At 36.9% G+C, this 12,318-nt stretch carries 10 protein-coding genes; all 10 read right to left on the bottom strand.

The window, feature by feature from the left end; genetic code table 11:
* Window positions 1–80: 80 nt before the first annotated feature.
* A complete protein-coding gene (locus D612_RS0107850; RefSeq protein WP_034726192.1) occupies window positions 81–380 on the bottom strand; it encodes an RNA-binding S4 domain-containing protein in 300 nt (99 codons plus the stop codon).
* Window positions 381–484: 104 nt separating this feature from the next.
* Window positions 485–1,948 carry a bifunctional methyltransferase/pyrophosphohydrolase YabN gene (yabN, locus tag D612_RS0107845; protein ID WP_017754926.1) on the bottom strand — a complete coding sequence of 488 codons (1,464 nt, stop codon included), beginning with the start codon at window positions 1,946–1,948 and terminating at the stop codon, window positions 485–487.
* 18 nt (window positions 1,949–1,966) lie between these two features.
* Complete coding sequence (locus D612_RS0107840; protein ID WP_017754925.1) at window positions 1,967–3,589, bottom strand: putative polysaccharide biosynthesis protein; 1,623 nt, start codon at window positions 3,587–3,589, stop codon at window positions 1,967–1,969.
* A 167-nt stretch (window positions 3,590–3,756) separates the two neighbouring features.
* Window positions 3,757–4,296 carry a stage V sporulation protein T gene (gene spoVT, locus D612_RS0107835; protein WP_017754924.1) on the bottom strand — a complete coding sequence of 180 codons (540 nt, stop codon included), beginning with the start codon at window positions 4,294–4,296 and terminating at the stop codon, window positions 3,757–3,759.
* 194 nt (window positions 4,297–4,490) lie between these two features.
* On the bottom strand, window positions 4,491–8,015 hold the full coding sequence (gene mfd, locus D612_RS0107830) for a transcription-repair coupling factor (protein WP_017754923.1): 3,525 nt from the start codon (window positions 8,013–8,015) through the stop codon (window positions 4,491–4,493).
* A 121-nt stretch (window positions 8,016–8,136) separates the two neighbouring features.
* The gene (locus tag D612_RS0107825) at window positions 8,137–8,367 is read right to left on the bottom strand and encodes an anti-sigma-F factor Fin family protein (protein ID WP_017754922.1); all 231 of its coding nucleotides are present in this window, start codon (window positions 8,365–8,367) and stop codon (window positions 8,137–8,139) included.
* 69 nt (window positions 8,368–8,436) lie between these two features.
* Window positions 8,437–9,003, bottom strand: a complete 567-nt coding sequence (gene pth, locus D612_RS0107820) for an aminoacyl-tRNA hydrolase (RefSeq protein ID WP_026092435.1) — start codon at window positions 9,001–9,003, stop codon at window positions 8,437–8,439.
* A 179-nt stretch (window positions 9,004–9,182) separates the two neighbouring features.
* Complete coding sequence (locus D612_RS0107815) at window positions 9,183–9,827, bottom strand: 50S ribosomal protein L25/general stress protein Ctc (RefSeq protein WP_407637455.1); 645 nt, start codon at window positions 9,825–9,827, stop codon at window positions 9,183–9,185.
* 87 nt (window positions 9,828–9,914) lie between these two features.
* Entirely contained in the window at window positions 9,915–10,868 is a 954-nt protein-coding gene (locus tag D612_RS0107810) for a ribose-phosphate diphosphokinase (protein WP_017754919.1), read from the bottom strand.
* Window positions 10,869–10,897: 29 nt separating this feature from the next.
* Window positions 10,898–12,262: a bifunctional UDP-N-acetylglucosamine diphosphorylase/glucosamine-1-phosphate N-acetyltransferase GlmU gene (glmU, locus tag D612_RS0107805; protein WP_017754918.1), complete on the bottom strand. Its 1,365-nt coding sequence runs from the start codon at window positions 12,260–12,262 to the stop codon at window positions 10,898–10,900.
* Window positions 12,263–12,318: the final 56 nt, after the last annotated feature.

Genomic DNA, 12,318 nt, shown 5'->3' with positions numbered 1-12,318 from the left:
GCTGGAGCTGGATTACAAAAAAGCGGAAGCACCTTGATCAGCCCCGAAAGCTATTATTCCAAAAACAATAAAAAAACACCCTAAAAAATAGGGTGATCGTCCTCTTCAACATCTTCATATTTAGGTTGAATACGCTCCTCTTTTACAACAGTGTACATGGAAGCAGCTTCATCCTTTTTTGAAGTTTCTTTAATAGCATCAACTTTAACAGTCACAAGCTTCTGACCAAACCTAATCGTCAATTCGTCCCCAACCTTAACATTTGAGCTAGCTTTAGCTTGTATACCGTTAATTGTAATTCGCCCTTGATCTGCAACCTCTTTCGCTAACGTTCTTCTTTTAATTAACCTCGATACCTTTAAATACTTATCCAAACGCATTTGCATTTATTGACCACTCTCTCTTATATTTTTCATCATCGGTGCCAGGGCGGTGTCCATAGAGGTGTCCATAGAGGTTCCTGACCCCGGATGAAATTTCCATTTTAAATATTATGTTGTTTCGCCTCCTCCCATAGAAGGTCTAGCTCCTGCAATGACATTTTCTGAATATCATAGCCCTTTTCCTTTACTTTTTCTTCGATAAAGCGGAAACGGTTATAAAATTTCAAGTTAGTAGCTCTGAGTCCTTCTTCTGGATCAATTTTGTAATATCTTGCAATATTTACGAGCGCAAAAATAATATCGCCAAATTCTTTTTCGAGTTTTTCCTTGTTAGCCCGTATTGTCTCTTCTTGAAACTCTTTGAGTTCCTCATTAACCTTTGCCCACATTGGTTCTACCTCAATCCAGTCAAAGCCAACCTTTGCTGCTTTTTTCTGAAGTTCAAAGGCACGATATAAGCTTGGGAGTTCTTGTGGTATTCCGTCTAAAATCGACTTCTCTTGTTCAGTTTTCTTTTCTTTGCGTTTGATTTCATCCCAATTAGCCACCACGTCTTCTGCTGATTCAACACTTACATTAGCAAACACGTGCGGATGGCGACGGATCATTTTCTCCGTTATTGCCCTAATGACATCGTTTATCGAGAAAAAACCTTCATCCTCCCCGATTTGGGCATGGAGCATAACTTGTAACAAAACATCTCCTAGCTCTTCAACTAGAAGATCATCATCACCCTTTTCAATTGCATCAAGTACTTCATAGGTTTCTTCGACCAAATACTTTTTCAATGACTCATGGGTTTGCTCTCGATCCCAAGGACAGCCGTTCGGACCTCTCAAGGCCGAAATCACTCCACGCAACGTTTGAAACTCCTGATATAATAGCTCTTCTTTTTGTACCGGCGGGATATAGACACTCGTCAAGTTACTAAGTTCAGCTACATGGTCTAACTCATATAAAGGCACCTTTTTAATTTGCTCCTCAGAACTACCTGCAGCAGTGACAATAACAACTTCGTAATCATCCGGTAGGCGTTCCATTAAAGTAAGCTTTACCTCAGAAGCAATAAAGGCATCATACACTTGTCCAATAATCACGTGTTGATTTAAATGGTAATCACTTTCATGGAGGGCCGTTCCGTCTAAAAATTGAAATCCTTCAATTGGATCGATTTTCAATGCGGTAAACATCGCATCAAAAAAGCTTTGCCCTCCTTCAATAACAACCTCACATTGTTCCTCTTTCGCACGCTTTAATAGCAGCTGTACGGTTCTCTCAGCTACCAATGGATGACCCGGAACCGCATATGTCACGTCTTCATCCTTCACCATTGCAAATAATTTTTTGACAATCTGTTCGTATACTTCTTCAAATTGCTCATTCGTTTCATAATCGCGATCAAAGGTCTGAAATTTAATTCCTTCTCCGAGTAGGCTATTTACAACCGGGTGTTCCTTCGTACGTAAAAATAAACATTTTGCATTTTTTAATTTACGATATACACCAATTGGCATCTGTTCAAAATCACTTGAGCCTAACCCTACTACTGTGATCCGCTTTGTCATTGTATCTGCCTCCATTGATTAAATAGTAGTACTGCTTTTGCCAATACGGAGTAATTTCCTTCCAAAAGGTAATGCAGTCAGCTCATGTTGTGAAAAGACGTTTCTTCTAATAATGATAAAAATATATATTGCGCCGCCTACCAACACTCCCGATAATGAGTGGATTGTTGCAAACAGTCTATTAGTAGCCTCTAATGGCAAAATTATATAAATCAACAATTCGTATATATATAAAATAATAGCCATGGACAGTCCGGCAAGTAAGGCGCTTTTTGCATATTTCAAGATAAATAGTGGAACTGCTAATTTCACAGTTAGGAGCCTGATCATTAAAAAAGTAGTAATTGCGAATGCCATAACTGTTGCTACCGCTGCGCCGATTGTTCCAAAATGAGGGATAAGTAAGTAATTTAGAAAAACTTTGCTTCCAACACCAATCCCAACATATAAAGCCGGTGTTAAGCTTGTTCCCATTCCTTGAATAATAGCCGTTGCCGTCATAGTTACCGAACTAAATAAAATGGTAATTGCCAAAACGGATAATACAGTAGAACCGTCAATTGTTTTAAACAGCATTATATTTGTTGGTCTAATAATACTAATGAGTCCTACTGTTGCTCCTAACCCAACAATAACACTAATCCGAATCGCTAACCGAACTTTTTCTTTAATTAATGAAAAATCATTTCTTGCCAATGCACTCGAAATAAGAGGCACCATTGTTAGTGATAGAGATGTTGCAACCACCGTCCCTAACTGAATAAGGGGCTGACCACGATCATAAACGCCCTTAACAACCTTTGCCTCTGCAATTGAATAGTCCCCGCTTTTTACAAGTTGAGAAAAAAGAGTCATCGCATCCACCAATTGCAAAAGAACTAAGAACATACTACTAATACAAATTATAAACCCTTGCCCAATAATTACTTTTACAATTGAGGAAGTTTTAAGTAATCTACTATTGTTTAAATTGGGTGAACGAATGATTGCTCCATATTTTGTTTTCAATAGAAAATAAATAAGTATAGTTGATGAACAAAGCATACCAGTAATGGATCCAAAAACTGCTCCGGCTATCCCCGTATAGTTTGAAAAACCATTAACAAAAAGCAAATATGTAAAAATAAGAATTGTTGCAACTCGTACCGATTGTTCACCTATTTGCGAAATGGCCGTCGGTGTCATATTGTTTTGCCCTTGAAAAAAGCCCCTTAATATCGACAAAATGGGCACGAATAAAAACGAAAAAGACACTACTTTTATTGGAAAAACGAGCTCAATATCCCCCATTAATCGAGCTATTCTTTCAGCACCCAAAAATATACTAATAAATACTAATGTAAAAACAATGGTAAGAGCGAAAAATGAAGTTAGAATAACCTTTTTTATATTTATGTTATTGGCATCGATATGTTCAGCTATGACCATCGAAATAATTACAGGAAAACCATAAGTAGATAGAATAAGTGCAATTCCATAAAAAGGGTATACCTGCTGATAGATGTAAAATCCAATATCACCAACAATATTTTGAAATGGGATGCGATAAGCAGCACTTAAAATTTTTGTAACGATTCCTGCTATTGTTAAAATAAGTGCACTTTTCCATAAAAGCTGCTCATTAACTTGTCTACTGTTCATCCCAACTACCCTCCGACCGAGCTTACCAATGAGCGTATTATACCATAAAACCAAGTCTTAAACGTTTTATACCCCGAAAATAAACCCTAAATGAGCGGTTCCCATTATTAAAGAAGGCCGACCCATATGAGTCAGCCTTCATCACAAATTTTAGTCAGCTAAGTATATCATTGCTCCATTTGTCGTGCTAAGAAGCTAGCCGCTGTTTCAGCCGCTTTTTGTTCAATATCACCAACAGCTTTTCCTTCCTTCGACATAATGAGTACTGCTCCAATTGGATCTCCGTTCGCAACAATGGGACCAATAACAAAAGAACCTATCCTTTCTTCTACACCATCAATTAATTCTACTTCCTTCTCTGTTGTTTCTAACATTACCTGTCGATCTTCCATTGCCCGTTCAATTACCTGGCCAATGTTACGATTTAAGTATTCCTTCTTCGACCCCCCAGCAACCGCAATAAACGTATCACGGTCTGCAATAAGAACCGTATGTCCTAAACTATCATATAACGCCTCTGCATATTCCTTTGCAAAATCACTAAGCTCACTTATAGGCGAATACTTCTTTAAAATTACTTCACCATCTCGATCAACGAAAATTTCTAATGGATCTCCTTCACGAATCCGAAGTGTTCTTCTTATTTCTTTTGGTATAACAACTCTGCCTAAATCATCAATACGACGAACGATACCTGTTGCTTTCATTCTAGATGCCTCACTTTCATCTGATGATTGTTTGAAACTATTGGTGATCTAGTTGGATAACGCCTTGTAATGAAGAAATCACCATTTTCTTGACCTTAGTATCCTCCACCTTTAGAGTTCTATTCATAGCGAACGATAAAATTCATTAATTTACCGCCGGAATTAAGCTTCCAATTTATTCCGTTTTTCGTGTTTTAATGTTCAATAATTGCCTCTGACTCTACTTCACAAAGTTCTGCTAAAAACTTTTCAGCAATCTTCATTTGCTCTTGGATTGTGTTTCCTTTTTGCTCCGTAATAACCTTTAACTTATCTCCTTCTTGACCTAAACGAATATCCTTCACATATCTCGCCGATAAATCAACAACCTTACTAACATGCTCCTTGTTACTACTCATTAATATCCAGAGCTCATTGTTCTTTTGAACGATACTTTCAACCTTTTGTTTTTTTGCATAAATTTTAAGACGAGAAATTTGAAATAAATAGTAGACCTCAATCGGATACTCTCCAAACCGGTCAATCATTTCATCTTTAAGGTCTTCAAGGTCCTCAAGAGATTCAATGCTCCGGAATCGTTTGTACATATCAATTTTTTGCTTGCCATCGTGAATATATTCAGATGGAATATAGGCATCAATATCAACAGATATTTCAACATCAAAAACCCGCTCTTCTTTAGGTTGTCCTCTTCTTTCCTCAATGGCTTCTTTAAGCATTTGCGAATATAAATCAAATCCGACAGAATCAATAAATCCATGCTGTTCAGCACCTAGTAAATTGCCTGCTCCTCGTATGGATAAATCGCGCATCGCAATTTTAAATCCCGATCCTAATTCAGTAAATTCCTTGATAGCTTGAAGCCTCTTTTCAGCAACCTCTGTTAAAATCTTGTCTTTATGATACGTAAAATATGCATACGCAACGCGATTTGATCGACCTACACGACCGCGAAGCTGGTATAGCTGAGATAATCCCATTTTGTCCGCATCATGCACAATTAACGTATTAACATTTGGTATATCCACACCTGTTTCAATAATGGTTGTACTTACAAGGACATCATATTCCCCTTCCAAGAAACTCAGAATGACATTCTCTAGTTCATTTTCATTCATTCTTCCGTGTGCATAAACAACTCTTGCATCAGGAACTAGAACCGCGATTTCCTCTGCTTTTCGATCAATATCTTCAACACGGTTATATAAATAATAAACTTGCCCATCTCGAGCCAATTCACGCTCAATAGCTTCACGAATTAAACCTGGACTAGATTCTGCCACATACGTTTGAATAGGAAATCTATTTTCAGGTGGTGTTTCGATAACGGATAAGTCCCGAACACCTAGCATCGACATATGGAGCGTTCTTGGAATTGGTGTTGCAGTTAATGTAAGGACATCTATGTTCGCTTTTAGCTTTTTTATTTTTTCCTTATGGGTAACTCCGAAACGCTGTTCTTCATCAATAATCAATAGCCCTAAATCACGGTACACAATATCCTTCGACAAAATTCGGTGTGTTCCAATGACTACATCAATCGTTCCATCCTTTAGCCGTTTAATAGTCTCGGTTTGTTGCTTTTTCGTACGAAAGCGACTCATTAGTCCTACTTCAATCGGAAAACCTTGAAAACGTTCTCGAATCGTTTCATAATGCTGCTGCGCTAAAATTGTTGTTGGTACTAAAAAAGCAACCTGTTTTCCATCCATTACAGCCTTAAACACAGCACGAATCGCAACTTCAGTCTTTCCATAGCCAACATCACCACAAAGAAGACGATCCATCGGTCTTTCACTTTCCATATCTTTCTTAATTTCTTCGATACATCGTAATTGGTCTTCTGTTTCCTGATAAGCAAAGGATGCTTCTAACTCTCGTTGCTCTTCACCATCCTTTGAAAACGCAAAACCTTTACTAGCTTCTCTCTCTGCATAAAGTTTGATAAGATCATCAGCAATATCTTGTACAGATTTCTGTACTTTTGTTTTTACTTTCTTCCAGTCACTTCCGCCAAGCTTGTAGATCTTCGGTTCTTTCCCTTCGGATGCTACATACTTTTGAACTTGGTCGATTTGTTCAACTGGTACATATAACTTATCATTACCAGAATACTTAATGTGAAGGTAATCTTTGTGAATGCCTTTTATGTCTAACGTTTCAATCCCTAAATACTTTCCAATTCCATGATTTACATGAACAACATAATCACCAATTTTTAATTCAGAGTAATTTTTAATTCGTTCCGCATTTGACAGTTTTTGTCGGCGTTTTGATTTTTTGGCCTTCTTTTTAAAAAGTTCCTCTTCTGTGATGACAACTAAATGTTGAAGTGGTAATTCAAAACCGCTGTTTAAATCCCCTTTCATAATTTGGGGACGTACAGTAGAGATATTACTATCACTTTTAATGATCTCTGCTTCAATATCATAATCCTCGAGAACATTAGCTAGCTTATTTACTCTTTCGTCATTTTCCCCTAAGAACACTACGGCAAATTGGCTTTTTTTCCACCTCTCAAGCTCTCCCTTTAAAAGATCCATCTGCCCATGGAAGTTCTGCATCGATTTACACGTTATGTTCACAATATTTTCTGGATGTGTATAAGGAACATGCCGTAAAAAAAGAGATAAATAGAGTTTTGGTTGATTTTTCTTTTCTAACAACTCCTGAAATTGGTGATGTAGCGTTATATCCGTGATAATATCACCTTTTTGAATTAAAGATGTCTGCCATTCAGCCTCTTCTTTATCTAAGCTATTAGCCATTTCCTGAATTCGACTGATTTCATCTAATATAATTAATCCGTTCTCCGGTAGAAAATCTAGTAAACTAGCTGGATGATCGTAAAATAAATCCATATACTTGCTAATCCCCGTAAATGATTGTCCGTTTTTTAGTTGATCAATCTCGTACGTAACATTTTCAGTAAGGGCTTGTTTAACGGTAGTATCATTTATTTTTTTTAGGCTTTTAGCTAATCCCAGCTCTAGCTCGTTTGCACCCTTTAAAAAATTCTCTTCGAATAAAATAACCTCAGAAGCAGGTCCAATTGAAATAGATTGTAATGTTTCCAAAGAACGTTGATCCTCAATATTAAAAAAGCGAATTGAGTCAATTTCCGTATCAAATAATTCAATACGAATAGGTAATTCCTCCGTTAAAGGATAAATATCAATGATACCACCCCGTACACTAAATTCACCAGGAGTAGCTACCATTGCAGCCCTTTCATATCCCAGATGAACTAATCTAGATAAAAAGGAATCTACCTCTATATCTTCTCCAACCTGAAAATGATAATGTCCTTTTAACCAAATTTCTTTAGGTGGTAAAAGTCTTCTCAAGGCTGCAACTGGCGCAATAACGATTCCCCTTTTTTCTTTACACCAATAATTTATAGCTTCAATTCTTTGCCCTTTTAATTCAGGACTAGCAATTGCAATCTCCGAAGCAATTAATTCATTAACAGGATAAAGAAAAACCTCATCTTCCCCAATTAGTTCTGTCAAATCCTCAAAAACTTTTTGGGCTTGAAATAAATTATGAGTAACAACTAATTGCGGTTGAAATGTTTCTTTATACATTGCTGCCATAAACAGCGATCGAGCTGATCCAGATAAACCTGCAACTAGCTGCTCGACAAGTCCTTCTCGATAGCCGCTCGCAATTGTTTTAACCTCTCCATTATTTGTAAAATAGGATCGTAAACCTATCAAAGCAATTCCTCCCCAATCTAAATACATAAGCGACTCTCTCTCGTTCAAATTTGCCTAGGACTTTAGCAATATACAAACAGAAAAACGCCTTGGTACAGTACCAAAGCCTATCCTGTTTATATTATTGTATAAAAGTATGTAGTGAGTGATAGTCTGGATTACGCTGTAATGCTTCTTGGCAATCCTCGCAAATCGACTTAACATCAATATTCCCATTTTCATCATATTGTATCATATCTAATCGTTCTTCATCATTCAAAAAGTGGAAACCTAAGCTTTTTGATTCAATATGATCGTTATCAACTTCACCTATTTGGATATTACAGTGTCTACAGAAGTAACGAATAGGCATAATTAACCCCCTAAAGGCAATCTTACGTTTATTATGATCACCACAAGGAGTTTATATACATATTTTTCATCAACTGGAAGTGTTAAATTGGTTCATAACCTCCAGAAAAGGCACGGTTAGCCACTTTTCACAAGCATTGCAGGCTTGGTTAATTGCATGGTCAATGGCTGAACGCTCATCATCTGAAAACGCCCCTAACACATAATTCGTTATTGCCATGCCATTAGTTGGACGATCAATTCCAATTCTTAAGCGGTTAAAATTTTCTGTACCTAAATGCTGGATAGTTGATTTGATACCATTATGTCCGCCAGCACTCCCTTTGGATCGGAGCCTTATTTTACCTGTAGGTAAATCTAAATCATCATAAATAACAATAAGGTCGTTAGTATTAATATCATAATAATCAAGCAATGGTCGAATTGCTTCCCCTGATAAATTCATATATGTAAGCGGTTTTAATAATATGACTTTTTCACCATTAAATATTCCTGAACCATAAAGCCCTTTGAACTTTTCTTTATTAAGTTGTATGTTCCAACGTTTAGAAAGTTCATCAATTACCATAAACCCGACATTATGTCTTGTTTTCTCGTAATTCTTCCCTGGATTTCCCAAACCAATTATATATTTCAATGTTCCTTTCCCTCGCTTCAACTAATTTCTTTCTTAACAAAAAAGAGGATGTCCCGTTTAATGTGTCTGGCTCACCCTGATAATCATACAAGCGCAAACATGTAATGTTTACACAAGGTAGTATCGGAGCTGCATGACCCTAAGCTTGGGACACCCTCTTATTATAACATTTTTAACCGTTATTCTTCTGTATTGACCGCATCTTCTGTATCAGCAACTTCTGCTTCATCCTCAGATTGAACTTCACCACTATCAATGTTTTGTTCAACTCTAGGTTGAAGAATGGACGCGATGACCATCTCCGGATCACTTAATACTTCAAACTTCCCATTGGTATGAATATCTCCTACTACTATTGTATCCCCAATATCATAAGGAGATATGTCAATTTCAATCTTTGCGGGGATATCTTGCGGTAGTGACCTTACTGAAATTAGGTGAAGTGGTTGCTGCAAAACTCCACCATCTTTGATCCCTTTTGCTTCTCCTACTAATGCAACAGGTACCTCAACATCAATTGTCGAAGACATATCAACAACAAAGAAATCTGCATGTAGAATCGTACCTTTTAACGGATCTGTTTGTGCATCCTGAAGAATAACAGACTCAGCTTTTTCTCCTTCTATCTCTATCTTTAATATCCCGTTTCGACCATTTTCTTTAACAGTTTTTGCAAAGTCAATCGAATTTACGAAAATATGCTTTGTTGGCTTGTCCTTGCCATACACAACAGCAGGGATTTGCCCTGTTCTTCTTAGCTTTGTTTTGGTTGAATTTTTAAAATCAGTTCTTTTTTTTGCAGTAATTGCAGACAAGAATATCACCTTCCTAATGGAATTTTTATATCCCTATCTATCAATTTCTCCAAAAGAAAAGAAAATCAAACATGAAAAATAAAATCCAGCTACTTCTTAATCAAATAATGTACTAATAGATTGATCTTCATGTACCCGAATAATTGCTTCACTAATTAATGGAGCAACTGATAATTCCGTAATCTTAGGAATTTTCTTTTCCTCAGGTAATGCAATTGTGTTTGTCACAACTAATTCTTTTATTTTTGAATTCATAATCCGCTCCATTGCAGGCCCGGACAATACCGGATGGGTACAACATGCATAAACTTCTTTTGCTCCATGTTCTACAAGTGCATTTGCAGCAAGCGTTATCGTACCAGCAGTATCAATAATATCATCAATCAGAATAGCTGTTTTCCCTTCAATATTACCGACAATATTCATGACCTCAGCAACATTAGGACGTGGACGACGTTTATCTATAATTGCGATTGGGGCTTTTAAACGGTCTGCCATTTTCCGTGCTCTAGTAACACCACCATGATCTGGTGAAACAACAACAACATCCTCTATATTTTTTTGTTTAAAGTAATCAGTTAAAATTGGAACACCCATTAAGTGGTCAACTTGAATATCAAAAAAGCCTTGAATCTGTGGTGCATGTAGATCAAATAAAATAACTCGAGTGGCACCTGCAGTTTCAATTAAATTTGCTACTAGTTTTGAAGTAATAGGTTCACGTGCCCTTGCCTTCCTATCTTGGCGAGCATATCCATAATATGGCATAACAACATTAATGGTTTTAGCAGAAGCACGCTTAAGTGCATCAACCATGATTAGTAGTTCCATAATATGTTCATTTACCGGAGCACTTGTCGATTGGATAACATAGACGTCACAACCACGAATACTTTCTTCAATATTAATTTGGATCTCTCCATCGCTAAAGTGAGAAACTGCGGATTTCCCCATTTCAATCCCGATATGTTCCACGATTTCTTTAGCTAGAGCCTGATTTGATCCTAAGGCAAATACTTTTAAATTTGGGTCAAGATATTGGTTTGGCATTTTGGCAAAAACCCTCCGTTAAGTTTGTTTTATTTTTTCTTTTTTTCAATATAGCCTAGTTTATTTGTCTGCCTTGCACGTGCGATAGATAAGCTGCTTTCAGGCACATCATCAGTAATTGTTGATCCCGCAGCAATATATGAATTTTTACCGATTGTTACCGGAGCAATTAGGTTAGAATTACAGCCAACAAAAACACCGTCTTCAATCTTCGTTAAATATTTATTTTTACCATCATAATTTACTGTGATTGAGCCGCAACCTAAATTAACATCTTTCCCAACCTCAGCATCACCAATATAACTCAAATGAGATGCTTTGCTGCCTGTTCCAAAAATAGATTTTTTCACTTCAACAAAATTCCCTATCTTTACTTCGTCATGTATAACGGATTGTGGTCGTATATGAGCAAATGGACCAATCTTTACATGACTACCAATCTCGCTTGAAAACATTGTTGAATGTCTTACCTCGGTAAAATCCCCAATCTTACAATTTTCTATTTCTGTATTAGGGCCTATAACACAATCACTACCGATAATTGTCTTACCTTTAATCATTGTCCCCGGATAAATTACAGTATCAGCACCGATTACGGCTTCTTTTGAGATATACGTATTAGCGGGATCAATAATTGTAACCCCATTTTTCATATGTAACCGATTAATTCTTGCCTTCATAATGCTTTCTGCTTGTGATAATGCAATACGATCGTTTACACCTAGCGTCTCTTCAAAATCTTCCGTTTGATATGCAGAAACCTTTTCACCTTTCTGCTTCAAAATCCCGATAACGTCCGGTAAATAAAATTCACCTTGCGCGTTATCATTTCCCACTTCTTTAAGAGCCATAAAGAGTGCTTGATTATCAAAGCAGTATGTACCTGTATTAATTTCTTGTACCTTTAACTCCTCTGGACTAGCATCCTTATGCTCAACAATTTTTTCAACTGACCCTTCATTATTACGAATAATTCTTCCATAACCTGTTGGGTCATCCGTAAAAGCAGTCAAGATGGATGCTTTTGCATTTGTTTTTTCATGGTTCTCAAGAAGTGCTTTCATTGTTTCAGGAGTAATTAATGGAGTATCTCCACATACTACAAGTGTCGTACCCTGTTCATTTCCAATAATTCCTTCAGCCTGCACGACTGCATGTGCAGTTCCAAGCTGTTCTTCTTGATGCGCATATTCAGTTCTATCACCTAAAAATTCTTGAACTTTTTCTGCTCCGTGACCAACTATCGTTACAATTTTTTTAATATCAAGTGCAGACACATGTTCAACAACATGCTCTATCATTGGTTTTCCGCATACTTGATGTAGAACTTTATAAAGCTTAGATTTCATTCTTGTACCTTGACCTGCTGCTAAAATAATGGCAAAACGATTCATTGAAAACCTCCACTCGGGCACCTTTTTCCACCTTCGAATATATCTTAAAAATATTT

Origin of the sequence: Calidifontibacillus oryziterrae, from assembly GCF_000331575.1 — a bacterium.
Lineage (GTDB): Bacteria > Bacillota > Bacilli > Bacillales > Bacillaceae_J > Calidifontibacillus_A > Calidifontibacillus_A oryziterrae.
This window is presented reverse-complemented; position numbering and strand designations above follow the sequence as displayed.